24 protein-coding genes and 2 tRNA genes are annotated in these 22,621 nt (G+C 72.0%); 17 read left to right on the top strand and 9 right to left on the bottom strand.

Annotated features, from left to right (window positions below; genetic code table 11):
* Positions 1-12 precede the first annotated feature (12 nt).
* The 6 genes from BJP60_RS08310 (at position 13) to putP (ending at position 8,327) form a co-directional block, all read left to right on the top strand.
* The gene (locus BJP60_RS08310; protein ID WP_203135327.1) at positions 13-978 is read left to right on the top strand and encodes a tetratricopeptide repeat protein; all 966 of its coding nucleotides are present in this window, start codon (positions 13-15) and stop codon (positions 976-978) included.
* Between the two features lie 17 nt (positions 979-995).
* A complete protein-coding gene (locus BJP60_RS08305; protein WP_203135326.1) occupies positions 996-2,159 on the top strand; it encodes a cysteine desulfurase family protein in 1,164 nt (387 codons plus the stop codon).
* A gap of 70 nt (positions 2,160-2,229) precedes the next feature.
* Positions 2,230-3,333 (top strand): tRNA 2-thiouridine(34) synthase MnmA, encoded by a 1,104-nt coding sequence (gene mnmA, locus BJP60_RS08300; RefSeq protein ID WP_203135325.1) that lies wholly within the window; start codon positions 2,230-2,232, stop codon positions 3,331-3,333.
* Positions 3,334-3,521: 188 nt separating this feature from the next.
* Complete coding sequence (ligA, locus tag BJP60_RS08295; protein WP_442923420.1) at positions 3,522-5,714, top strand: NAD-dependent DNA ligase LigA; 2,193 nt, start codon at positions 3,522-3,524, stop codon at positions 5,712-5,714.
* 9 nt (positions 5,715-5,723) lie between these two features.
* Positions 5,724-6,713: an aldo/keto reductase gene (locus BJP60_RS08290; RefSeq protein WP_203135323.1), complete on the top strand. Its 990-nt coding sequence runs from the start codon at positions 5,724-5,726 to the stop codon at positions 6,711-6,713.
* Between the two features lie 132 nt (positions 6,714-6,845).
* Positions 6,846-8,327 carry a sodium/proline symporter PutP gene (gene putP, locus BJP60_RS08285; RefSeq protein ID WP_203135322.1) on the top strand — a complete coding sequence of 494 codons (1,482 nt, stop codon included), beginning with the start codon at positions 6,846-6,848 and terminating at the stop codon, positions 8,325-8,327.
* Between the two features lie 33 nt (positions 8,328-8,360).
* Here putP and BJP60_RS08280 read toward each other — a convergent pair whose 3' ends face one another.
* Together BJP60_RS08280 and BJP60_RS08275 are read right to left on the bottom strand one after the other, a co-directional pair.
* Positions 8,361-10,211: a DEAD/DEAH box helicase gene (locus tag BJP60_RS08280; RefSeq protein ID WP_203135321.1), complete on the bottom strand. Its 1,851-nt coding sequence runs from the start codon at positions 10,209-10,211 to the stop codon at positions 8,361-8,363.
* A gap of 64 nt (positions 10,212-10,275) precedes the next feature.
* The gene (locus tag BJP60_RS08275) at positions 10,276-11,982 is read right to left on the bottom strand and encodes a long-chain-fatty-acid--CoA ligase (protein ID WP_203135320.1); all 1,707 of its coding nucleotides are present in this window, start codon (positions 11,980-11,982) and stop codon (positions 10,276-10,278) included.
* 59 nt (positions 11,983-12,041) lie between these two features.
* Between BJP60_RS08275 and gatC the strand changes: the two genes are divergently transcribed.
* Genes gatC through BJP60_RS15525 form a run of 9 tightly spaced genes read left to right on the top strand, consistent with a single transcriptional unit; the run spans position 12,042 to position 19,430 of the window.
* Positions 12,042-12,341 carry an Asp-tRNA(Asn)/Glu-tRNA(Gln) amidotransferase subunit GatC gene (gatC, locus tag BJP60_RS08270; protein WP_203135319.1) on the top strand — a complete coding sequence of 100 codons (300 nt, stop codon included), beginning with the start codon at positions 12,042-12,044 and terminating at the stop codon, positions 12,339-12,341.
* Entirely contained in the window at positions 12,338-13,867 is a 1,530-nt protein-coding gene (gene gatA / locus BJP60_RS08265) for an Asp-tRNA(Asn)/Glu-tRNA(Gln) amidotransferase subunit GatA (protein WP_203135318.1), read from the top strand. The genes gatC and gatA overlap by 4 nt, the downstream gene beginning before the upstream one ends.
* Entirely contained in the window at positions 13,867-15,384 is a 1,518-nt protein-coding gene (gatB, locus tag BJP60_RS08260; RefSeq protein WP_203135317.1) for an Asp-tRNA(Asn)/Glu-tRNA(Gln) amidotransferase subunit GatB, read from the top strand. The genes gatA and gatB overlap by 1 nt, the downstream gene beginning before the upstream one ends.
* The gene (locus BJP60_RS08255; protein ID WP_238439350.1) at positions 15,384-16,583 is read left to right on the top strand and encodes a glycoside hydrolase family 3 N-terminal domain-containing protein; all 1,200 of its coding nucleotides are present in this window, start codon (positions 15,384-15,386) and stop codon (positions 16,581-16,583) included. Before gatB ends, BJP60_RS08255 begins: the two co-directional genes overlap by 1 nt.
* Positions 16,584-16,629: 46 nt before the next feature.
* Complete coding sequence (gene dinB / locus BJP60_RS08250) at positions 16,630-17,889, top strand: DNA polymerase IV (protein ID WP_203135316.1); 1,260 nt, start codon at positions 16,630-16,632, stop codon at positions 17,887-17,889.
* Between the two features lie 32 nt (positions 17,890-17,921).
* The gene (locus BJP60_RS08245) at positions 17,922-18,242 is read left to right on the top strand and encodes a hypothetical protein (protein ID WP_203135315.1); all 321 of its coding nucleotides are present in this window, start codon (positions 17,922-17,924) and stop codon (positions 18,240-18,242) included.
* Positions 18,243-18,288: 46 nt separating this feature from the next.
* Positions 18,289-18,816 carry a hypothetical protein gene (locus BJP60_RS08240; protein WP_203135314.1) on the top strand — a complete coding sequence of 176 codons (528 nt, stop codon included), beginning with the start codon at positions 18,289-18,291 and terminating at the stop codon, positions 18,814-18,816.
* A 13-nt stretch (positions 18,817-18,829) separates the two neighbouring features.
* The gene (locus BJP60_RS08235; RefSeq protein ID WP_336244343.1) at positions 18,830-19,348 is read left to right on the top strand and encodes a pyridoxamine 5'-phosphate oxidase family protein; all 519 of its coding nucleotides are present in this window, start codon (positions 18,830-18,832) and stop codon (positions 19,346-19,348) included.
* A complete protein-coding gene (locus BJP60_RS15525; protein ID WP_336244342.1) occupies positions 19,296-19,430 on the top strand; it encodes a pyridoxine 5'-phosphate oxidase C-terminal domain-containing protein in 135 nt (44 codons plus the stop codon). Before BJP60_RS08235 ends, BJP60_RS15525 begins: the two co-directional genes overlap by 53 nt.
* 10 nt (positions 19,431-19,440) lie before the next feature.
* On the opposite strand, the gene BJP60_RS08230 is transcribed toward BJP60_RS15525, so the two are convergent.
* The 5 genes from BJP60_RS08230 to orn all read right to left on the bottom strand — a co-directional run bounded on the left by BJP60_RS08230 (position 19,441) and on the right by orn (position 21,329).
* Positions 19,441-19,926 carry a DUF2017 family protein gene (locus BJP60_RS08230; protein ID WP_203135313.1) on the bottom strand — a complete coding sequence of 162 codons (486 nt, stop codon included), beginning with the start codon at positions 19,924-19,926 and terminating at the stop codon, positions 19,441-19,443.
* Complete coding sequence (clpS, locus tag BJP60_RS08225; protein ID WP_203135312.1) at positions 19,923-20,225, bottom strand: ATP-dependent Clp protease adapter ClpS; 303 nt, start codon at positions 20,223-20,225, stop codon at positions 19,923-19,925. Before clpS ends, BJP60_RS08230 begins: the two co-directional genes overlap by 4 nt.
* Complete coding sequence (locus BJP60_RS08220) at positions 20,216-20,566, bottom strand: metallopeptidase family protein (protein ID WP_203135311.1); 351 nt, start codon at positions 20,564-20,566, stop codon at positions 20,216-20,218. Before BJP60_RS08220 ends, clpS begins: the two co-directional genes overlap by 10 nt.
* Before the next feature lie 21 nt (positions 20,567-20,587).
* A tRNA-His gene (locus BJP60_RS08215) sits at positions 20,588-20,663 on the bottom strand.
* 39 nt (positions 20,664-20,702) lie between these two features.
* On the bottom strand, positions 20,703-21,329 hold the full coding sequence (orn, locus tag BJP60_RS08210; protein WP_203135310.1) for an oligoribonuclease: 627 nt from the start codon (positions 21,327-21,329) through the stop codon (positions 20,703-20,705).
* Between the two features lie 77 nt (positions 21,330-21,406).
* On the opposite strand from orn, the gene BJP60_RS08205 reads away from it, so the two are divergent.
* Both BJP60_RS08205 and BJP60_RS08200 read left to right on the top strand, forming a co-directional pair.
* Positions 21,407-21,478 (top strand) — tRNA-Arg (locus BJP60_RS08205).
* A 99-nt stretch (positions 21,479-21,577) separates the two neighbouring features.
* On the top strand, positions 21,578-21,790 hold the full coding sequence (locus BJP60_RS08200; RefSeq protein ID WP_203135309.1) for a methyltransferase: 213 nt from the start codon (positions 21,578-21,580) through the stop codon (positions 21,788-21,790).
* 6 nt (positions 21,791-21,796) lie between these two features.
* Here the strand turns inward: BJP60_RS08200 and yczE are convergent, their stop codons facing one another.
* Positions 21,797-22,408, bottom strand: coding sequence for a membrane protein YczE (gene yczE / locus BJP60_RS08195; RefSeq protein ID WP_203135308.1), 612 nt, complete (start codon positions 22,406-22,408; stop codon positions 21,797-21,799).
* Positions 22,405-22,566, bottom strand: a complete 162-nt coding sequence (locus tag BJP60_RS08190; protein WP_203135307.1) for a hypothetical protein — start codon at positions 22,564-22,566, stop codon at positions 22,405-22,407. The genes yczE and BJP60_RS08190 overlap by 4 nt, the downstream gene beginning before the upstream one ends.
* Between the last annotated feature and the right edge of the window lie 55 nt (positions 22,567-22,621).

Raw genomic sequence — 22,621 nt, 5'->3', positions numbered from 1 at the left:
GAAAGGTGACCGATGACTGACGCCTCCTCCGGACTGAACGCCGCCGCGCTGCGCGGTGCCGTCGACCTGTCCGCACTGCGGAACCGCCCCGCCTCGCCCGCGCCGGCACCGGTTCAGCCCGCTGGCGCTCCCGCCGGTGCGAACGGCGCGGACGGCGCGCTGCCGCTGGTGTTCGACGTGACCGACGCGACGTTCGGCGAGGTGCTCGAGCTCTCGCGCCGCGTGCCGGTCGTCGTCGACCTGTGGGCCGAGTGGTGCGGGCCGTGCAAGCAGCTCAGCCCGGTGCTCGAGAAGGTCGTGAACGAGCTCGCCGGTCGCCTCGTGCTGGCCAAGGTCGACGTCGACGCCAACCCGCAGCTGCAGCAGGCCTTCCGCGCGCAGTCGATCCCGATGGTCGTCGCGCTGGTGGGCGGACAGCCCGTGCCGCTGTTCACGGGCGCCGTTCCGGAGGAGCAGGTGCGGCAGGTGTTCGATCAGCTGCTGCAGGTCGCGGCGCAGAACGGGGTGACCGGCACGGTCCCCGCGGGCGGCGCCGCTCCGGCCGAGGCCGCCGAGGAGCCGCCGCTCCCGCCGCTGCACGCCGAGGCCTTCGCCGCGATCGAAGCGGGCGACTATGCCCGGGCGATCGCCGCGTACCAGCAGGCGCTCAAGGAGAATCCGCGCGACGAGGATGCCCAGGCCGGCCTGGCGCAGGTCAGCCTGCTCGACCGCGTGCAGGGTGTCGACCTGCAGTCCGCGCGCCAGGCGGCCGCCGCCGCGCCGACGGACGTGGAGGCCCAGCTCGTCGTGGCCGACCTGGACGTCGCGGGCGGACACGTCGACGACGCGTTCGACCGGCTGCTCGAGCTGTTCGCCGCACTGCCGTCCGACCAGCGCGCGCCCGTGCGGGATCGCCTCGTCGAGCTGTTCGGGCTCGTCGGGGCCGCCGACCCGCGCGTCGTGCGGGCCCGGGGACGCCTGACGTCGCTGCTGTTCTAGAACCGGGGCTCCATCCGGTGACCGTCTACCTCGACCACGCCGCGACGGCGCCGGTGCGCGCCGAAGCCCGCGACGCGTGGCTCGAGGCGTCGCAGGCCGTCGGCAACGCGTCGTCGATCCACGGCGCGGGGCAGGCCGCGCGGCGCACGCTGGAGGACGCGCGTGAGCGGCTCGCCGCCGCGCTGGACTGTCAGCCCATCGAGATCGTCTTCACATCGGGCGGCACCGAGGGTGCCAATCTCGCGCTCAAGGGACTTTGGTGGGCGCGTCCCGAGAGCGCCGACGGCATCGTGCTGCCCGACGGCGAGCACCACGCCACGCTCGACGCCGTCTCCTGGCTGCGTGCACATGAGGGGGCGCGCGTGGTGCCGGTGCCGCTCGACCGCGCGGCGCGCATCCGGCCCGACGCGTTCACCGCGGCGCTGGGGCCCGACATCGCCCTCGCGACAGCGCTCGTGGCGAACAACGAGGCGGGGACCGTCAACGACGCCGCGGCGCTGTCCGCCGCAGCGGCCGACCACCGGGTGCCGCTGCACCTGGATGCCGTGGCCGCCTTCGGGCATGTGCCCGTCGCCTTCCGCCGCTGGCGGGGCGATGCGTCGGGATCCGCCGGGCTCGTCGCGCTGAGCGTCTCCGGCCACAAGATCGGTGCCCCGGTCGGCACGGGCGCGCTCGTGGTGTCCCGTGGGGCCGACCCGACAGCGCTGCTCCACGGCGGCGGCCAGCAGCGGTCGCTGCGCGCGGGGACCCAGGACGTCGCGGGCGCCGTGGCACTCGCGGTGGCGGCCGAGCTCGCCGAGGTCGAGCGCGCCTCCGAGGCGGCACGACTGACCGCGCTGCGTGACCGCCTGATCGCGCGCCTGCGCGCGGACGTGCCCGAGGTCGTCCTGCTGGGCGACCCGTCCGACCGGCTGCCCGGGAACGTGCACGTGCACCTTCCGGGCGCGCCGGGGGAGTCGCTGCTGTACCTGCTCGACCGGGCGGGGATCGCGGTGTCGACCGGATCCGCGTGCCAGGCCGGTGTGCCCGAGCCGTCGCACGTCGTGATGGCGATGGGATACGACGAGCGCACCGCCCGGCAGGTGCTGCGCATCACGCTGGGGCGCACGACGACCGACGCCGACGTCGACGCGCTGCTCGCGGCGCTGCCCGAGGCGTATCGGACGGCCGCGCGCCGCTGATCCGGCGGCGTCCGTGCGCTGCGCACCGGCGATCCGCCCCCGCTCAGGATCCCGTTCGTAGACTGAGGACATGCGGATCCTGGCGGCCATGAGCGGAGGCGTGGACTCCGCCGTCGCCGCGGCGCGCGCGGTCGAGGCGGGACACGACGTGGTCGGCGTGCATCTCGCGCTGTCGCGCGCGGGCGGCACGCTGCGCACCGGCAGCCGCGGCTGCTGCACGATCGAGGACGCGATGGACGCCCGGCGCGTGGCCGACAGGCTCGGCATCCCGTTCTACGTGTGGGACTTCTCCGAGCGCTTCCGGGACGACGTGATCGACGACTTCGTGGCCGAGTACCGGGCGGGTCGCACCCCGAACCCGTGCATGCGCTGCAACGAGAAGATCAAGTTCGCCGCCCTGCTGGAGCGGGCGCTCGAGCTCGGGTTCGACGCGGTCTGCACCGGCCACTACGCGATCCTGCGCGACGGCGAGCGCGGCCTCGAGCTGCACCGCTCCAGCGAGGAGGCGAAGGACCAGTCCTACGTGCTGGGCGTGCTGACCGCCGAGCAGCTGGCGCACACGTACTTCCCGCTGGGGGAGACGCCCTCCAAGGCGCTCGTGCGCGCGGAGGCCGAGGCGCGCGGATTCACCGTGGCGACCAAGCCCGACAGCTACGACATCTGCTTCATCCCGGACGGCGACACGCGCGGCTGGCTCGCCGAGAAGGTCGGCACCGCCCCGGGCGAGATCCGGGATCGCACGGGCGCGGTCGTAGGGTCGCACGACGGCGCGCACGCGTTCACGGTCGGGCAGCGCAAGGGACTGCGCCTCGGCGTGCCCGCGCCGGACGGCAAGCCGCGCTTCGTGCTCGAGGTGCGGCCGGTGTCGAACACGGTCGTCGTCGGCCCGAAGGAGGCGCTCGCGATCGGCGAGGTCGCCGGATCCCGGTTCACGTGGGCCGGTGCCGCACCGCTCGACCCCGCCACGCCGTTCTCGTGCGACGTGCAGGTGCGCGCACATGCGGACCCGGTTCCCGCGACCGCGGTCGTGCGCGACGGCGAACTCGTCGTCACGCCGGTGGAGCCGCTGCACGGCGTCGCTCCCGGCCAGACCGCCGTGATCTACGATGGCACGCGCGTGGTCGGCCAGTGCACGATCGACCGCACGGTGTCGGCGGTCCCCGCCGGCGTCTAGCCCCGAGCGATGTCGGCGCCCGTCCCTAGACTTGGGGCGTGGCTGATGTCGTGAACGACCTTCCTGCTCTGACCCTGGACGAGGCGCGCGCGGAGGCGCGCGAGCTGACGGAGCGGATCCTCGAGGCGAAGGACGCGTACTACGGTCGCGACACGTCGCTCGTGGACGATGCGACCTACGACTCCTGGATGCGCAGGCTCGAGGCGATCGAGCGCGCGCACCCCGAGCTGCAGGGCCAGGACTCTCCCACGCAGATGGTGGGAGCGGCCGAGGGCACGGCGCTCGCGACGATCGAGCACGCCGAGCGCATGCTGAGCCTCGACAACGTGTTCTCGGTCGACGAGCTGCGCGAGTGGGCGATGAAGACCCGGGATGCCGCGGGCCGCACCGTCGCGTGGCTGACCGAGCTGAAGATCGACGGCCTCGCGATCAGCCTGCGCTACGAGAACGGCGTGCTGACGTCGGCCGCGACGCGCGGGGACGGCCGGATCGGCGAGATCGTGACGGAGAACGCGCTGCGGCTGTCCGACATCCCCGAACGGCTGTCGGGGGAGGGTCATCCCGAGATCGTCGAGGTGCGGGGCGAGGTGTTCATCCCCGTCGCCGCCTTCGAGCAGCTGAACGCACTGCAGGCGGACCTGCGCGAGCGTGCGGTCGCCGAGGGGCGCGACCGCGCCGCGTCGCGCGGACGCCCGTTCGACGAGGAGAAGGCGCAGCTGTCGGCCCTGCGGCGGTTCCCGGCGTTCGCGAACCCGCGCAATGCCGCGAGCGGCGGCCTGCGCCAGCAGATCGAGAAGAAGTCGGGCCTCGAACTCGAGGCCGCGCTGGCCCGCATCGGATCGCTGCGCCTGTACGTGCACGGCATCGGCGCGTGGCAGAACCCGCCGGTCGCCTCCCAGAGCGAGGTGTACGCGCTGCTGAAGGACTGGGGCCTGCCGATCAGCCCCCACCCGAAGGTGTGCGCCTCTATCGACGAGGTGCTGGGGTTCGTCGAGTACTTCGGCGAGCACCGCCACTCGATCGAGCACGAGCTCGACGGCATCGTCGTCAAGGTCGACGAGCTCGCGCTGCACGACGAGCTCGGTGCCACGAGCCGCGCGCCGCGCTGGGCCATCGCCTACAAGTACCCGCCGGAGGAGGTGCACACGCGCCTGCTCGACATCGTCGTCTCCGTCGGGCGCACGGGCCGCGCGACGCCGTATGCCGTGATGGAGCCCGCGCACGTGGCGGGATCCGTCGTGCGTCAGGCGACCCTGCACAACCAGGACGTCGTCAAGGCGAAGGGCGTGCTGATCGGCGACACGGTGGTGCTGCGCAAGGCGGGCGACGTCATCCCGGAGGTGCTCGGTCCCGTCGTCGACAGGCGCGACGGGAGCGAGCGGGCGTTCGTGATGCCCGAGGAGTGCCCCGAGTGCGGCACGCCGCTGCGCCCCATGAAGGAGGGCGACATCGACCTCCGCTGCCCGAACGCGAAGGACTGCCCCGCGCAGGTGCGCGGTCGCGTCGAACACGTGGGCTCGCGTGGCGCGCTGGACATCGAGGCGCTCGGCGAGGTGACGGCCGCGGCCCTGACGCAGCCGGACGTCCCCTCCGAGCCGCCGCTGCGCACCGAGGCGGGGCTGTTCGACCTCACGATCGAGCAGCTCGTGCCGATTGAGGTGGTCGTGCGCGACGGCGAGACCGGCGAGAAGCGGGTGGACGAGAAGACCGGCGAATACGTCCGCCGCGCGCCGTTCCGTCGCAACCCCACCGCTGCCGAGCGCAAGGAGGGGCGTGACGGGCCGCAGCCGTCCGCGCAGGCGCTCGTCCTGCTCGACGAGCTCGAGAAGGCGAAGACGAAGGACCTGTGGCGCCTGCTGGTTGCGCTGAACATCCGGCACGTCGGCCCGGTCGCGGCGCGCGCGCTCGCGCTGTACTTCGGATCGCTGGACGCCGTCCGCGGGGCCTCGCGCGACGAGCTCGCTGGGGTCGAGGGCGTGGGGCCGATCATCGCCGACTCGCTCCGGGAGTGGTTCGAGGTCGACTGGCACGTCGAGATCATCGACCGCTGGCGTGCCGCGGGCGTGCGGTTCGACACCCCGGGTCATCCCGGTCCGGGCGCGGCCGCGGTCGCCGGGGGCGTGCTCGAGGGCGTGACGGTCGTCGCGACCGGATCTCTGGAGGGTTACACGCGCGAGGGCGCGCAGGAGGCGATCATCAAGGCCGGCGGCAAGGCGGCCTCGAGCGTCTCCAAGAAGACCGACTTCGTCGCGGCCGGCCCGGGCGCCGGCTCGAAGCTCGCGAAGGCCGAGCAGCTCGGCGTCCGGATCATCGACGCCGCCCAGTTCCACATCCTCGTCACCGAGGGCCCGGACGCCCTGCCGCCCGCCGCAGCCGAATAGGCTCGAACCATGCAGCAGCGCACCCTCGGCCGCACCGGCCGCGACGTCTCGGCCATCGGCCTCGGAACCTGGCAGCTCGGAGCCGACTGGGGCGATGTCGCCCAGAGCGACGCGTTCGCGGTGCTCGACGCGGCGTACGCGTCGGGTGTGACGATCTTCGACACGGCCGACGTCTACGGCGACGGCCGCAGCGAGCAGACCATCGGGGAGTGGCGGCGCGCCAACCCCGACGCGCAGGTGTTCGTCGCGACGAAGATGATCCGCCGCGCGGACGCGCCGGATCTCGCGCACGCCACGCTCGAGAACTTCCGCGCCTGGACCGACCGCTCCCGCGAGAACCTGGGCGTCGACACTCTCGACCTCGTGCAGCTGCACTGCCCCACGAGCGACGTGTACGACGCCGACCGCGTGTTCGACGACCTCGACACGCTCGTCGCCGACGGGGCGATCGCCCACTACGGCGTGAGCGTCGAGACCGTCGCGGAGGCGCTGCGCGCGATCCAGCGTCCCGGCGTCGCGAGCGTGCAGATCATCCTGAACGCGTTCCGTCGCAAGCCGCTGGACGACGCCCTGCCCGCCGCGCGGGAGGCGGGCGTCGGCATCATCGCGCGTGTGCCGCTCGCGAGCGGTCTGCTGAGCGGTCGCTACACGCGCGAGACCACCTTCGCCGAGAACGACCACCGTTCGTACAACCGACACGGCGAGGCGTTCGACGTGGGCGAGACCTTCTCGGGCGTCGACTACGAGACGGGCGTGGACGCGGCGCAGCGCTTCGCCGCGCTGGCGCGAGAGGCGGGGCTCGAGCCCGCGACCGCCGCGCTCGCGTGGGTCGCGCAGCAGGCCGGCGTGACCACCGTCATCCCCGGCGCGCGCAATCCCGAGCAGGCCCGTGCGAACGCGTCGGCCGGCGAGGTCGGCGCGCTGCCGCAGGACTTCCTGGACGCGGTGCGCGACCTGTACGACGAGGCGATCCGCCCGCTGGTGCACGACCGCTGGTGAGGCGGGGGCCGGCCGGCGACGCCGGACGAACCGGGCATCGGGAGGGTCGCGAGTTCGCGCGATCGCGGGCAACCTCGTAACCTGGGCCGCTGCGCCTCGTCCGCGGCGCCAAGGCTCAGGAGGTTCTTCCCGATGTCCGCACACACATGGCTCATCGTCGCGCTGGTGATCTACTTCGGAGCGATGATCGCGATCGGCGTCTACGCCGCGGTGAAGACGAAGGATCACGAGGACTACATGCTCGGCGGCAGGAACCTGCCGCCGGCCGTCGCCGCGTTGAGCGCGGGCGCGTCCGACATGTCCGGCTGGCTCGTGATGGGGCTTCCCGGCGCGATCTACGCGGCGGGACTCATCGAGGCCTGGATCGCGATCGGACTCACGATCGGGGCCTACCTGAACTGGAGGTTCGTCGCGCCCAGGCTCCGCGCCTACACCGAGGTCGCACGGAACTCGATCACGATCCCGAGCTTCTTCGAGAACCGGCTGCGCGACCGCTCCCGCCTGCTGCGGATCGTGTCGGCCGTGGTGATCCTCGTCTTCTTCACGCTCTACGTCTCGAGCGGCATGGTCGCCGGCGGCGTGTTCTTCGAGAGCGCGTTCGGCGGCGACTACCTGGTCGGCATGCTGCTCGTCGGCGGCGTGACGCTCGCCTACACGCTGTTCGGGGGGTTCCTCGGAGCATCGTTCACCGATTTCGTGCAGGGCATCATGATCCTCGCGGCGGTGCTCATCGTGCCGGTCGCCGCCGTGGTCGCGCTCGGCGGCTTCGGCGAGGTCGGCGCCGCCGTCGATCCCGCGCACCTGTCGCTCGTCGGCGGCGAGGCCGTCACCGGCGCGACGATCATCGCGATCGTCTCCTCGCTGGCCTGGGGGCTCGGCTACTTCGGACAGCCGCACATCATCGTCCGCTTCATGGCGCTCCGCAGCGCCGAGGAGGCCAAGACCGCGCGGCGCATCGGCATGGGCTGGATGATCCTGTCGCTGGTCGGCGCGGTCGCCTCCGGCTTCGTCGGCATCGCCTTCTTCGCGGGCGCGGGACTGGACAACCCCGAGACGGTCATCCTCGAGATGGCGCAGGTGCTCATGCATCCGCTCGTCGCCGGCCTCGTGCTCTCCGCCGTGCTCGCGGCGATCATGTCGACGATCTCCAGCCAGCTGATCGTGTGCTCGTCCGCGCTCGTCGAGGACGTGTTCAGGGTCGTCGGGAAGCGCGAGCCGGGCCAGCGCCTGCTCGCGCTGCTGGGCCGCGGCTGCGTGCTCATCGTCGCGGTGATCGCGATCCTGCTCGCGCTGGATCCCGAGAGCACGATTCTCGAGCTCGTGGGCTTCGCATGGGCCGGATTCGGTGCCGCGTTCGGCCCGATCATCCTGCTGTCGCTGTTCTGGCGTCGCCTCACGGCCGTCGGCGCGCTGTCCGGGATGATCGTCGGCGCAGCGACGGTGTTCCTGTGGCCGCTGCTCGGCACCGGGCTGTACGAGATCGTCCCCGGGTTCGCGCTCAACCTGCTCGTCGCCTTCGTCGTCAGCCGGATGACCTACCGGCGGGACGAGGAGGTCGACGAGGAGTTCACCCGCACCGGCACGATCGTCACGAAGGGCGTGCGGGAGGGGTAGCCGGCAACGGCGCCCGGCTACCCCTCCCGGCGCTCAGTCCTTGCGGTGGCGCGGCTTGCGAGCCGGACGGTCGTCCCGGTCCGGGCGGTCGTCGCGGCTCGCACGGGAGTCGCGGTCCGGGCGGTCGTCGCGGGCCGGCCTGCGGTCGCGGTCGAAGCCGCGGTCGCCGTCGCGACGTCGACCCGGCGCCCCGCGGTCCGGGCGGATATCGATCAGCTTGCCGCTGATGCGGGTGTCGCGCAGCTTCTCCAGCACGCGACGGTCGAGGTTCGCTGGCAGCTCGACGATCGAGAACTCGGGGCGGATCGTGATGGCGCCGAAGTCGTCGCGCCCCAGGCCGCCCTCGTTCGCGAGCGCACCGACGATCTGCCGCGGCTCGACGCGGTGCCGGCGGCCCACGTCGATGCGGTAGGGCTCGTAGTCGCCGCGGCCGCGGCGCGCCGGACGCGCCTCGCGCGTGCCGCGCTCCCCACCCGCGCGCTCGCGCGGCGGACGGCCCGCCGCGTCGACCGCGGCCGCGAGCTGGTCGTCCTCGGCCTCGAGCAGCAGCGGCTTGTCGCCCTGCGCCACGATCGCGAGGGCGGCCGCGACGTCGGCCTCGGGCACGTCGTGGTGCCGCACGTAGTGCGAGATCACGTCGCGGTAGGTGTCGAGTCGGCCGGTGTCCTCCAGTGCGGCGGTGATGGCGTCGTCGAAGCGCGCCAGGCGCGTGGTGTTGACGTCCTCGGCCGTGGGCAGCTGCATCTGCGTGGGCTGCTGGCGCGTGGCCTTCTCGATGTGCCCGAGCAGGTAGCGCTCGCGCGGCGTGATGAAGCTGATCGCGTCGCCCGTCCGGCCCGCGCGACCCGTGCGGCCGATCCGGTGCACGTACGACTCGGTGTCCGTCGGGATGTCGAAGTTCACGACATGGCTGATGCGCTCGACGTCGAGTCCGCGCGCGGCGACGTCGGTGGCGACGAGGATGTCGAGCTTCGCCTCCTTGAGCTGGTTCACGGTGCGCTCGCGCAGGTTCTGCGGGATGTCGCCGTTGATCGCCGCGGCCGAGTACCCGCGGGCGCGCAGCTTCTCCGCGAGCGTCTCGGTCTCGTTCTTCGTCCGGACGAACACGATCATCCCGTCGAAGTTCTCGACCTCGAGGATGCGGGTGAGCGCGTCGACCTTCTGGGCGTACGCCACGACGAGGTAGCGCTGCGTGATGTTCGCGTTCGTGGCGGTCTTCGCCTTGACCGAGATCTCCTCGGGATCGCGCAGGTACTGCTGCGCGATGCGCCGGATCTGCGGCGGCATGGTCGCGGAGAACAGCGCGACCTGCTTCTCCTCGGGCGTCTGCGACAGGATCTGCTCGACGTCCTCGGCGAAGCCCATCTTGAGCATCTCGTCGGCCTCATCGAGCACGAGGTAGTCGAGCTCGGACAGGTCGAGCGTGCCCTTCGCGAGGTGGTCCATCACGCGGCCGGGCGTGCCGACGACGATGTGCACGCCGCGGCGCAGCGCCGACAGCTGCACGCCGTAGCCCTGACCGCCGTACACGGGCAGCAGCCGCACGTCGGGCATCTGCGCCGCGTACGACTCGAACGCCTCCGCGACCTGCAGCGCGAGCTCGCGCGTGGGGGCGAGCACGAGCGCCTGCGGCACCACGCGGTTGACGTCGAGCCGCTCGAGGATCGGCAGCGCGAACGCCGCCGTCTTGCCCGTGCCGGTCTGCGCCATCCCGACGACGTCGCGTCCGCTCAGCAGTGTCGGGATCGTCGCGCGCTGGATGGGCGAGGGCGTCTCGTACCCGAGGTCGCGGATCGCGGCCAGGACGGATCCCGTGATGCCGAGCTCCTCGAACCCGGGCTCCGGGGCGGTCGTATCGGGCTGCGTGTCGTCTTCAGGGCTCACCCGCCAACGTTAGCCCGTGCGCCTGTCAGGATGCCGGGGTCACGCCGACCGCGTGCGATCCGGGCTACTGCACGGCGCCCGTGTTCCGCGCGAGGATCTGCTCCTTCACCTGCCGGCGCAGCACCTTGCCGATCATGGACTTCGGCAGCTCGTCGACAATGAGGATGCGGCGCGGCACCTTGTACGGCGTCAGGATGCCGCGCACGTACGTTCGCACGGCCTCGACGTCGATGTCGGCGCCCTCATCCGGCACGACCGCGGCGACGACGTCCTCGCCGCTGCGGTCGCTCGGAAGCCCGACGACCGCGGCGTCGGCGATGTCGGGGTGCTGGCGCAGCGCGTTCTCGACCTCGGTCGGCGCCACGTTGAAGCCGCCGGTGATGATGAGCTCCTTGATCCTGTCGACGATCCGGACGAAGCCGGCCTCGTCGATCGTGACGATGTCGCCCGTGCGGAACCAGCCGTCGACGAACACCGCCTCCGTCTCCTCGGGCTTGCCGTAGTACCCGCCGAAGACCTGCGGCCCGCGCACGAGCAGCTCGCCCGGCTGCCCCGGCTCGACGTCGCGCCTCGGGTCCTCCTGGTCGACGACGCGGCACTCGGTGCCGGGCAGGGGAAGGCCGACGCTGCCGGCGACGCGGTGCGTCGCGACCGGGTTCGCCATCAGCACGGGGGAGCACTCGCTGAGCCCGTAGCCCTCGACGAGGAAGCCTCCCGACTCCGCCTCGAACGGCTCGACGAGCGCGGGGGACAGCGCCATGGCGCCCGAGATCGCGATCTCGGTGCCCGCGAGGGACACGCCCCGCTCCTTGGCCCGCGCGAGCAGCCGCTCCGCGATCGGGGGCACGAGGGGCAGGAAGGTCGCGGGGTGCTTCTTCACGGCATCGAGCACCATGTCGGGGTCGAACTTGGGGAACAGGATCAGCCGCGCCCCCATCGACATCGCGAACGTCAGGCACAGCGTGAGGCCGTACGCGTGGAACATCGGCAGCACGGCGTACACGTTGGTGCCCCGGCCTCGTGCGATGGTCGGCACCCAGGCGCGGGCCTGCGCGGCGTTCGCGAGCAGGTTGCGGTGCGTCAGGGCCGCGCCCTTGGGGGTGCCCGTCGTGCCGGAGGTGTACTGGATGATCGCGAGGTCGTCGGTGGACGGTCCGCGGTGCGACGCGGGAAGCGGGGCCGCCTCGAGCAGCTGCTCCCACGGCACGGCACCCTGCACCTTCGCGGTGAGCTGCGCGCGCGACTCGCGCGCCTTGCGGATCGGCAGCCGCAGGGCCGCGCGCGTCAGGAGCGGCATGGCGCGCGTGACGTCGACCGACACGAGCGTCTTCACCGCGAGATCCGCAGGGAACTCCTGCACGGTCTTCACGACCTTGCTCCACACGATCGCGTGCTTCGCGCCGTGATCCTCGAACTGCTTGCGCAGCTCGCGGGGCGTGTAGAGCGGGTTGTGCTCGACCGCCACCGCACCCAGGCGCAGGATCGCGTAGAACGCGATGATGTGCTGCGGGCAGTTCGGCAGGATGATCGCGACCGGATCGCCCCTGCGCACGCCGCGCGCGTGAAGACCGGCCGCGGCGCGGTCGATCGCCGCGTTCAGGTCGGCGTAGCTGGTGGTGCGGCCGAAGAACTGCAGGGCCGGCGCGTCGCCGAACTCGCGGCCGGAGGCGGCGACGAGGTGGGGGAGGGACCCGGTGATGTCATCGAGGTCGGCGGGGACCCCAGCGGCATAGCTGGAGATCCAGGGACGCGGCGGATCGTAGGTCGTCACGCGTTCAGCCTAGGGCTGACGGCTCCGGACGTCGGAGTCGCACCGCTTAGACTCGGGGGGTGTCTGAAATCACCCCCGATCTCGTGCGCCATCTCGGTGTGCTCGCCCGGATCCAGCTGTCGGATGAGGAGGTGACCCGCCTGACCGGAGAGCTCGACGCGATCGTCGACAACATCGCGAAGGTCTCGCAGGTCGCGACCCCGGACGTCCCGGCGACGAGCCACCCGATCCCGATGCGGAATGTCTACCGCCCGGATGAGGTGGCGGAGACGCTCACGACGGAGCAGGCCCTGCAGAACGCGCCGGACGCCGACGGGACCCGTTTCCGGGTGACCGCGATCCTGGGGGAGGAGCAGTGACCGACATCACGCGGCTGAGCGCCGCCGAGCTCGCCGACAAGCTCGCCGCGCGCGAGATCTCGAGCGTCGAGGCGACGCAGGCCCACCTCGACCGGATCGCCGCTGTCGACGGCGACATCCACGCGTTCCTGCACGTCTCGGACCACGCGCTCGACGTCGCGGCGGACATCGACCGCCGCCGCGCCGCGGACGAGCAGCTGGGTCCGGTGGCCGGCGTGCCGCTTGCGATCAAGGACGTGCTCGTCACGACCGACATGCCCTCGACGTCGGGATCGAAGATCCTCGAGGGGTACATGTCGCCGTACGACGCGACCGTCGTCGCCCGTTCGCGTGCCGCGGGCCTGGTTCCGCTCGGCAAGACGAACATGGACGAGTTCGCGATGGGGTCCTCGACCGAGCACTCGGCGTACGGTCCGACGCGCAACCCGTGGGATCTCGACCGCATCCCCGGCGGCTCGGGCGGCGGCTCGGCCGCGGCCGTCGCCGCCTTCGAGGCGCCGCTCGCGCTCGGCTCGGACACCGGCGGATCGATCCGCCAGCCCGCGCACGTGACCGGCACCGTGGGTGTGAAGCCGACCTATGGCGGCGTCAGCCGCTACGGCGCGATCGCGCTCGCATCGAGCCTCGACCAGGTGGGTCCGGTGACGCGCACGGTGCTCGACGCGGGCCTGCTCCACGACGTGATCGCGGGACACGACATCCACGACGCCACGTCGATCCCGGATGCCTGGCCGTCGTTCGCCGACGCGGCGCGCGAGGGCGCGCGCGGCGACGTGCTGAAGGGCCTCAAGATCGGCGTCGTGAAGGAGCTGCCCGACAGCGGCTTCCAGCCCGGCGTGGCGTCGTCGTTCCGCGACGCGCTCGCGAAGCTCGAGGCCCAGGGCGCCGAGATCGTCGAGATCAGCGCGCCGCACTTCGAGTACGCGGTCGCGGCGTACTACCTGATCCTTCCCGCCGAGGCGTCCAGCAACCTCGCGAAGTTCGACTCCGTGCGCTTCGGCATGCGGCTCGACGTGCCCGGCGGCACCGTGGAGGACGTCATGTCCGCGACGCGTGACGCCGGTTTCGGCGCCGAGGTCAAGCGCCGCATCATCCTCGGCACGTACGCGCTCTCGGCCGGCTACTACGACGCGTACTACGGCAGCGCACAGAAGGTGCGCACGCTCATCCAGCGCGACTTCGATCAGGCGTTCGCGGCGGTCGACGTGATCGCGACGCCGTCGGCGCCGACCACAGCGTTCCGCATCGGTGAGAAGATCGACGACCCGCTGTCGATGTACCTGAACGACCTGACCACGATCCCCGCGAACCTCGCAGGCGTGCCGGGCATCTCGGTGCCCTCGGGCCTCGCGGCCGAGGACGGGCTGCCTGTCGGCATCCAGTTCCTCGCGCCCGCCCGGGAGGACGCGCGTCTGTACCGCGTCGGCGCCGCTCTCGAGTCGCTGCTCCTCGACGAGTGGGGCGGCTCGATCCTGGATCGCGCGCCGGAGCTGACCGGCACCGAGCTGAAGGGGGCGAGCCGCTGATGGCGACCGCCAAGCTGATGGACTTCGACAAGGCGCTCGAGCTGTTCGAGCCGGTGATCGGCCTCGAGGTGCACGTCGAGCTGAACACGAAGACCAAGATGTTCTCGCCGGCCGCGAACCCCGCGCACGCCGACAATCACGACGCCGAGCCCAACACGCTCGTGGCGCCGGTGGACATGGGCCTGCCGGGCTCGATGCCGACCGTGAACGCCGAGGCGATCCGCTCGTCGATCAGCCTGGGCCTCGCGCTCGGCTGCTCGATCGCGCCGTCCAGCCGGTTCGCACGGAAGAACTACTTCTACCCCGACCTCGGCAAGAACTACCAGATCAGCCAGTACGACGAGCCGATCGCGTTCGAGGGGTCCGTCGAGGTCGAGCTGTCGGACGGCACGATCGTCACGGTGCCGATCGAGCGCGCGCACATGGAGGAGGACGCGGGCAAGCTCACGCACGTGGGCGGCGCGACCGGCCGCATCCACGGTGCCGAGTACTCTCTCGTCGACTACAACCGGGCGGGCGTGCCGCTCGTGGAGATCGTCACGAAGCCGATCCTGGGCGCCGAGCACCGGGCTCCGGAACTGGCGAAGGCGTACCTCGCGACGATCCGCGACATCGCGATCGCGCTGGGGATCTCGGAGGCGCGCATGGAGCGCGGCAACATCCGCTGCGACGCCAACGTGTCGCTGCGCCCGCGCGGCGCCGAGAAGCTGGGCACGCGCACCGAGACCAAGAACGTGAACTCGATGCGCTCTGTCGAGCGCGCGGTGCGGTACGAGATCCAGCGTCAGGCCGCGATCCTCGCCGAGGGCGGGACGATCACGCAGGAGACGCGGCACTGGCACGAGGACACCGGTGCGACCTCGCCCGGCCGCCCGAAGTCGGACGCGGACGACTACCGGTACTTCCCGGAGCCGGACCTGCTGCCCGTCGAGCCCAGCGCCGAGCTGATCGAGGAGCTGCGCGCCGCGCTGCCCGAGCCGCCGGCCGCGCGCCGGCGCCGACTCAAGGCCGACTGGGGCTTCACCGACCTGGAGTTCCAGGACGTGGCCAACGGCGGGCTGCTCGCCGAGGTCGAGGCGACGATCGCCGCAGGCGCCACGCCGGCGGCCGCCCGCAAGTGGTGGACGGGCGAGATCACGCGCGTCGCGAACGCCGAGGGCCGCGAGCCGGCCGCGCTCGTGTCGCCCGAGAATGTCGCGGCCCTGCAGAAGCTGATCGACGCGGGCACGCTGACCGACAAGCTCGCCCGTCAGGTGCTCGAGGGCGTCATCGCGGGCGAGGGCACGCCGCAGGAGGTCGTGGACGCGCGCGGCCTCGCCGTGGTGTCGGACGACGGCGCGCTGATCGCCGCGATCGACGAGGCGCTCGCCTCGCAGCCCGACGTGCTCGAGAAGATCCGCGACGGCAAGGTGCAGGCCGCCGGTGCGGTCATCGGCGCCGTGATGAAGGCGATGCGCGGCCAGGCGGATGCGGCTCGTGTGCGCGAGCTCGTGCTGGAGCGCGCCGCCCAGGCGTGATGTCCCGACTTGACCGAGGCCGGTCCGCGTGGCTCGCAGCCGCGCTGGCCGGCCTCGTGCTGTGCGGCTCGGCGGTGCCGCCGGCGGCGGCCGCGCATGTGCCCGCGCGGGCGGCGGCTGCGGCGATGCCGGCGGCCTCCGGCGACGACGCGCGAGCGACCCGTGAGGACATCGCCGCGGCGATCGCGACCGCGATCGTCGCCGACATGTCGCCCGCGCAGCGTGCCTCGGCCGTCGTGATGGGGCACATCGGCGGCACGGATCCCGAGACGCTCGGCTCGTATGTCGAAGACGGCGGCCTCGGCGGCTTCATCCTCATGGGATCGAACGTCCCGAGGACGCGCGAGCAGCTGCGAGGCGTGACGGATGCGCTGGACGGCGAAGACGGCGCGATGCCGCCGCTGGTCGCGATCGACCAGGAGGGCGGCGTGGTCTCCCGGCTGCGGTGGGACGACGGCCCGGCCGGCGCCGAGCTGCAGGGGCGCACGCCGGCGGACACGCGGGCGGCGTTCGAGGAGCGCGGACGGCTGCTGGAGGCGGCCGGGATCAGCGTGAACTTCGGTGTCGTCGCGGATGTCGGCACGAGCACGAGCGGGTTCATCCGGCCGCGCACGCTCGGCGGCGATGCCGGATCCGCGGCGGAGCGCGTGGCCGCTGCCGTGCAGGGGGAGCGGGGCCATGCGTTCTCGACGTTGAAGCACTTCCCGGGACACGGGGCCGCGCCGGGGGACTCGCACACCCTGATCCCGCAGACGCGGATGCCCGCCGCGCAGTGGCGGGCGGACCATGCCCCTCCGTTCGAGGCGGGCATCGACGCCGGCGCCGAGCTGGTGATGACGGGGCACCTGCGCTTCACCGCGACGGACGACGCGCCCGCCTCGCTCTCGCCCGCCTGGTACGGGATCCTGCGCGACGACCTGGGATTCGAGGGCGTGGCGATCACGGACGACCTGGGCATGCTGCGCTCGTCCGGCGAGGAGCGCTATGCCGACCCGGTGCGCAACGCGGTCGCCGCGGTCGCGGCGGGTGCCGACATGGTGCTGATGGTCGCGGGATCCGACGCGCGCACCGCGACCGACATGGCGGCGGGCATCGCGGCCGAGGTCGATGCCGGGCGGCTCGAGGAGGCCGCAACGCGCGTGGTCGCGCTGCGCGTCCAGGCCTCGGGGCTGCTGGACGATCCCGCTTTCGACGGGTGATCGCCGCGCGTCGCCGGATGTCGGCGCCCCGCGGGAGAATCGAGACATGGGACGCGCGGACGGATCGGGGCGCATCGTGTCGCCGGACGATGCGGACGACACGGGCACCGGCATCCTGCATGTCGACATGGATGCCTTCTATGCGTCGGTCGAGGTGCTCGACGACCCGTCGCTGAAGGGCAGGCCCATCGTGATCGGCGCGCCGGAGGGACGCTCGGTCGTCTCGAGCGCGTCGTACGAGGCGCGTCGCTTCGGCGTGCGGTCGGCGATGCCGATGGCGCAGGCGCTGCGGCTGTGCCCGCAGGCGATCGTCGTGCTGCCGCACTTCGACCGGTATCAGGCGGTCTCGGCGCAGGTGATGGACGTCTTCCGCAGCTTCACCCCGCTGGTGGAGCCGCTGTCGATCGACGAGGCCTTCCTCGACGTGCGCGGGGCGCGGAGACTGTGGGGCAGCCCAGGCCGGATCGCGCGGCTCATCCGCGAGCGGATCGCGGGCGAGATCGGCATCACGGCGAGCGTCGGCGTCGCGGCCACCAAGCACGTCGCGAAGATGGCATCGACCATGTCGAAGCCGGACGGCCTGCTCATCGTGCCGGGCGCGCGGACGCAGGAGTTCCTCGACCCGAAGCCCGTCCGCGCGATCTGGGGTGTGGGGCCGAAGGCCGCCGAGGCGCTCGAGTCCCGCGCGATCCGCACGATCGGCGACCTCCGGCAGACGCCCGTGCACGTGCTCGAGCGCATCCTGGGCCCCGCCGGCGCGCAGCGCCTGTCGCAGCTCGCGCGCGGCGTCGACGCGCGGGAGGTGCAGACGACGCACACCGAGAAGAGCATCGGCCACGAGGAGACGTTCGAGACCGACGTCGCCGACGTCGAGCTGCTGCGCGCCGAGCTGCTGCGGCTGTCCGATCGCGTCGCCGTACGGCTGCGGCGCGCCGGCTTCGAGGCGGCGGGCGTGGCGATCAAGGTGCGCTTCTCCGATTTCTCGACGATCACCCGCTCCATGACGCTGCCGGAGCCGTCCGCCGTCGGTCAGCGGATCGGGGAGGCGTCGCGAGAGCTGCTCGCCGGTGTGGATCTGCGGCTCCCCGTCCGGCTGATCGGCGTCCGCGCCGAGCGGCTGCGGCCCGCCGGAGCGGGCGGCGTCGCGCTGTGGGACGAGGACGAGGACTGGAAGCGGCTCGAGGGGACGCTCGATGACGCCCTGGCTCGCTTCGGCAGAGGCGCCGTCACACGCGCGACCTTCCTGGGGCGGAGCGAGAGCCGCCACCTGCCGTCCCATCCCCGGCCGCCCGCCGACTCGGACTGACGCGCCGGAGCGATCGTGGGTACGGTGGACGCATGTCCAACATCGCACTCGAGCTCGGCAAGGTCTCCACGAACATCGGCGTGCAGAGCGCCTACGGCGAGCAGCAGGATGTCGACGGCGTGCGGCTCATCCCCGTCGCCGCGACCTGGAGCGGCTTCGGCGGCGGGTCGGACCCGTCCGGCGGCGAGGGCGGTGGCGGCGGCGGCGTGACGCTTCCCGTCGGCGCGTACGTGCGGCGCGGCGACACGATCACCTTCGAGCCGAACGTCATCTCGCTCATCGCGGTCGCGATCCCGTTCGTGTGGGTCGCGGGTCACGCGCTCTCGCGCCTCATCCGTGCGCTCAAGAAGTAGCGCTCCGGATCCCTTCGCGATCGCCCATGACGCCGCGTTCGACGCGGTGACGGCTGCCGTGGCGGCGCTCGACGTCTCCGCGCCACGGGTGCTGATCGACGGCCGCAGCGGAAGCGGCAAGACGACGCTCGCGTCGCGGCTCGTGCGGGAGTGGCCGCGCGCGGGGGAGAAGCCGCAGCTGATCGCGCTCGATTCGTTCTATCCCGGCTGGGACGGGCTCGCCGAGGGGACGCGGCTCGCGCACGAGTGGCTGCTCGTGCCCCACGCGGAGGGTGTCGAGGGGCGATGGCGCCGCTTCGACTGGGAAGCGCACGCGTTCGCCGAGCCGCATCCCGTCGCTCCGCGGCGACCGCTGATCGTCGAGGGAGCGGGCGCCCTGACGCCCGCGGCGGCAGGCCTGGCACACGTCGTGGTCTGGGTCGACGCGCCCGAGCCGTCGCGACGGGCGCGGGCGCTCGAGCGCGACGGCGACACCTATGCGCCGCACTGGGAGCGCTGGGCGGCGCAGGAGGTGCGCCACATCGAGACGCACGATCCGCGCGCGCTCGCGCATCTCGTCTTCGACCTGCCGTGAACAGGGAGCCGCGATGACCGACACCCCACCCCTGGGCGACGTGGCCGCCTGGCTCCGCGCCCTGCTCGCGCTCAGCGGTGTGCCGTCGCCGATCGACGCCGGCGCGCTGCCGGCGGATCCCGTCGAGATGTTCCTGGCGTGGATCGGCGAGGCGGTCGACGCCGGAGTGCCCGAGCCGCACGCGGCGACGCTGGCCACCGTCGATCCGGACGGCATCCCGGATGCCCGGACGCTGATCCTGAAGGACGTGGGGTCGCGCGGCTGGGCGTTCGCCGGCACCCGGTCGTCCGGCAAGGGGCGGCAGCTCGCACACCGTCCGGCGGCGGCGCTCGACTTCTGGTGGCAGCCGCTCATGCGCGCGGTGCGTGCGCGCGGGCCCGTCGTGGAGGCGACGCGCGCGGAGAGCGAGGCGGACCTCGCCGCCCGCTCACCTGCGGCCCGCGAGGGCATCCCCACCGAGGACTGGGTGCTGTGGCGGCTTGTGCCCGCAGCGCGTCGAGTTCTGGCAGGGCGCGCTCGATCGGCGCCATGAGCGCATCGTGTACCTGCGCGACGAGTGCGGATGGCGCCTTGAGCGCGCCGTCGGCGGCCGGCCGGTCTCGGGGGCGGACTGACCGGGCCGACCTACTCGGCGCCGTGCTGCTCGGCGGCCTGCACGAGGCCCTCGAGCCGGTAGCCGAGCCAGTCGTAGACGCCGTATCGCGGGTCCTCGGGGTCGTGCTCCCCGGCGTCGTCCACGATCCCGAGCCGGTTCGCGATCACGAGGCGCACGGCGGCGAGAGTGCGCAGCCATGATTCGATGTGCTCGCCCTCGAGGGACACGTCGACGGGGGCCAGTTCGTCCTCCACGCGGTCGACGCGCGCGAGGTCGTCGAGTACGAGGCGGGCGTCGTGCGCGCGACGGCGCAGCAGATCTGCGCGCGTCACGGCCCGGAATTCGCGTGAGGCGTCGGCGTCGTCGGGATAGACGTCGGGTGTGAGGCGCTCGATCGCCGGATCGGGCATCGACGGCGTGCTGTCGACGAGATCCGCGAACTGTCGGACGAGGTCGGCGAGGTGCGTCGCCTCGATCCGCGTCAGGGTGAGCAGCACGATGCGGTCATCTGTCATGCGGGAGCCTTTCGGACGGTGGCCCACAGGCCGTAATCGTGCATCGCCTGGGCGTGCAGCTCCATCTGCTCGCGCGCACCCTCGGCGACGATCGCGTGGCCGTCGTGGTGCACGGCGAGCATGAGCTGGGTGGCCCGTTCGAGGCTGTAGCCGAAATACTCGCGGAACACGCGCACCACGTAGCTCATGAGGTTCACCGGGTCGTTCCAGACGACCGTCTGCCACGGCCGCGTGGGATCCCGGTGCTCGCGGAGGCGGGTGTCCTCGTCGAGATCAGGCGTCGCGGTGCTCATGCCCATCCCAGCTCGTGCAGACGCTCGTCGTCGATCCCGTAGAAGTGCGCGATCTCGTGCACGAGCGTGGTGTGGATCTCGTCGCGCAGCTCGTCCTCCGTCTCGCTCTGGGCGAGGTGTGGCTCGCGGTACAGGATGATCCGGTCGGGCAGCTCGCCCATCCCGTAGCGGTCGCGCTCCGTCAGGGCGAGTCCGTCGTACAGGCCGAGCAGGTCGAGCGAGCCGTCTTCCGGCCGGTCCTCAACCACGAACACCACGTTCTCGAGGCCCTCGACCATGTCGTCGGGGAGCCTGTCGAGCTCGTCGACGACGAGCCGTTCGAAGGCTTCGGTGTCCATGTCGATCATCGGATCATCCGCGGAATCCATTGGGGTGGCTGACGGGGCTTGAACCCGCGACCCCCGCGACCACAACGCGGTGCTCTACCAACTGAGCTACAGCCACCGTGGCCCCCGATCACTCGGGGACAACCTCTTCATTCTGTCACACTTCTGGAGCGAACGACGACACGACCGACGAGGCGATGGCACGCGCGGCATCGCTCGTCGGGCCGGGCTCGGCGACGAAGACGGCGCGGCGGTAGTACTCGAGCTCGCGGATGGATTCGAGGATGTCGGCCAGCGCGCGGTGGCCGCCGTCCTTGGCCGGAGCGTGGATGTAGGCCCGCGGGAACCAGCGCCGGGACAGCTCCTTGACGCTCGAGACGTCGACGCTGCGGTAGTGCAGGTAGGTGTCGACCTGCGGCATGTACTTCGCGAGGAACATGCGATCGGTGCCGATCGTGTTGCCGGCGAGGGGAGCCTTGCGCTCCTGCGGCGCGAACCGGCGGATGTACTCGAGCGAGAGGCGCTCGGCCTCCTCGAGCGTCACGCCGTCGGCGAGCTCGTCGAGCAGGCCCGACTTGCGGTGCATCTCCGTGACGAACTCGCCCATGTGATCGAGCGCGGCCTGCGACGGCTTGATCACGACCTGGAAGCCGGGATCCAGGATCCGCAGTTCGAAGTCGGTCACGACGATCGCGATCTCGACGAGTTCGTCGACCGAGAGGTCGAGGCCCGTCATCTCGCAGTCGATCCAGACGAGCCGGTCGTTCTCGGAGGCACCTACCATGCCCTCAAGCCTAACGACGGCGGGGACGGGCCCCGACGCATGCTCGAGCGGACGAGCGGGGTACCGTAGAAGGGCAGGCCTCCTTAGCTCAGCGGAAGAGCAGCAAGCTTCTACCTTGTCGGTCGAGGGTTCGAATCCTTCAGGGGGCACCGCCTGAGGTCGCCGTCCGCGAAGACGTGCGCCGCTGTCAACCCCTTCCGGCCGCGCGCCTCCGGGCGTAGCGTGCGAGCGGACGGAAGGAGCGGGCAATGGCGATGACGCACGAACGACGCCTGTACGTCGCATACGGTCCGGCCGGGGCGGTCGGAACCGTCCGAGAGGTCGAGGACGGGGTCTTCGCGGTCACGATGGCCGGCGCGGATGCGCCCGTGGGGCAGTACGAGGGCATCACGGTCGCGAAGAACGCGCTCGTCTCGCACCTGAAGCCCGGATCGGATCGACCGGAGTTCCGCGAGCACTGACTCCCGTCAGGCCACGGTGGCGACCGGCTCCGTCGGGGAGGCCTTCCGTTTCGTGTCCAGCAGGCGCAATGCGACGTCGACGCTCGGGCCGATCAGCAGTGCGAAGGCGAGCGTGCCGAGGCCGACCGTGCCGCCCAAGAGCCAGCCGAGGGCGAGCACGGTGAGCTCCACGGTCGCGCGCGCCCGCCATACCGGCCAACCGAAGCGGCGGTGCAGGCCCGTCATCACGCCGTCGCGCGGACCCGGTCCGAACTGCGCGCCGATGTAGAGCCCGGACGCGAGCCCGACGATCGCGATGCCGCCGAGCAGGGCGGCGACGCGCAGCCAGAGGTCCTCGATCGGCGGAAGCACGTCGAGCCCGAGTTGCAGCGCCGTGCCCACGATCAGGATGTTGAGGATCGTGCCGACTCCCGGACGCTCCCGCAGGGGGATCCACAGCAGCAGCACGAGCAGGCCCAGCAGGTTGGTGACCCAGCCCATGCCGATTCCCATGTGCAGGGAGATGCCCTCCGCGAGCACGGTCCACGGGTCGAGCCCGAGTCCCGCCTCGACCGTGAGCGAGATTCCGAAGCCGTACAGCGGCAGGCCCAGCATGAGCTGGATGACCCGGCGAATCACGGGATCCGGCTCTCGGACGATGCCCGCAGGTCGGGGATGCGCAGCGCGTCCGTGCGGACGGCACGGTAACCGTCGCGCGCGACCGCGCGCACGGTGGCGACGATCGCTGCGGAGCTGAGCAGTCCGATCGCGCCGAGCAGGATGACGAGAAGGAGCATGCAAGAAGTCCACACCGGAATTGGACACCGGTAAAGATGCCAATGCGGCTAGAGT

Source organism: Microbacterium sp. JZ31 (assembly GCF_016805985.1).
GTDB lineage: Bacteria > Actinomycetota > Actinomycetes > Actinomycetales > Microbacteriaceae > Microbacterium.
The sequence above is the reverse complement of the archived record's forward strand: the minus strand, read 5'-3'. Positions and strand labels throughout refer to the sequence as shown.

Excerpts from the sequence above, each read along its gene's own strand:
- BJP60_RS08310 (WP_203135327.1), top strand. The coding sequence starts at position 13 with ATGACTGACGCCTCCTCCGGACTGAACGCCGCCGCGCTGCGCGGTGCC.
- mnmA (WP_203135325.1), top strand. The coding sequence starts at position 2,230 with ATGCGGATCCTGGCGGCCATGAGCGGAGGCGTGGACTCCGCCGTCGCC.
- ligA (WP_442923420.1), top strand. The coding sequence starts at position 3,522 with ATGCGCAGGCTCGAGGCGATCGAGCGCGCGCACCCCGAGCTGCAGGGC.
- BJP60_RS08290 (WP_203135323.1), top strand. The coding sequence starts at position 5,724 with ATGCAGCAGCGCACCCTCGGCCGCACCGGCCGCGACGTCTCGGCCATC.
- putP (WP_203135322.1), top strand. The coding sequence starts at position 6,846 with ATGTCCGCACACACATGGCTCATCGTCGCGCTGGTGATCTACTTCGGA.
- gatB (WP_203135317.1), top strand. The coding sequence starts at position 13,867 with ATGGCGACCGCCAAGCTGATGGACTTCGACAAGGCGCTCGAGCTGTTC.
- BJP60_RS08255 (WP_238439350.1), top strand. The coding sequence starts at position 15,384 with ATGTCCCGACTTGACCGAGGCCGGTCCGCGTGGCTCGCAGCCGCGCTG.
- dinB (WP_203135316.1), top strand. The coding sequence starts at position 16,630 with ATGGGACGCGCGGACGGATCGGGGCGCATCGTGTCGCCGGACGATGCG.
- BJP60_RS08245 (WP_203135315.1), top strand. The coding sequence starts at position 17,922 with ATGTCCAACATCGCACTCGAGCTCGGCAAGGTCTCCACGAACATCGGC.
- BJP60_RS08235 (WP_336244343.1), top strand. The coding sequence starts at position 18,830 with ATGACCGACACCCCACCCCTGGGCGACGTGGCCGCCTGGCTCCGCGCC.
- BJP60_RS08230 (WP_203135313.1), bottom strand. The coding sequence starts at position 19,926 with ATGACAGATGACCGCATCGTGCTGCTCACCCTGACGCGGATCGAGGCG.
- clpS (WP_203135312.1), bottom strand. The coding sequence starts at position 20,225 with ATGGGCATGAGCACCGCGACGCCTGATCTCGACGAGGACACCCGCCTC.
- BJP60_RS08220 (WP_203135311.1), bottom strand. The coding sequence starts at position 20,566 with ATGATCGACATGGACACCGAAGCCTTCGAACGGCTCGTCGTCGACGAG.
- orn (WP_203135310.1), bottom strand. The coding sequence starts at position 21,329 with ATGGTAGGTGCCTCCGAGAACGACCGGCTCGTCTGGATCGACTGCGAG.
- BJP60_RS08200 (WP_203135309.1), top strand. The coding sequence starts at position 21,578 with ATGGCGATGACGCACGAACGACGCCTGTACGTCGCATACGGTCCGGCC.
- BJP60_RS08190 (WP_203135307.1), bottom strand. The coding sequence starts at position 22,566 with ATGCTCCTTCTCGTCATCCTGCTCGGCGCGATCGGACTGCTCAGCTCC.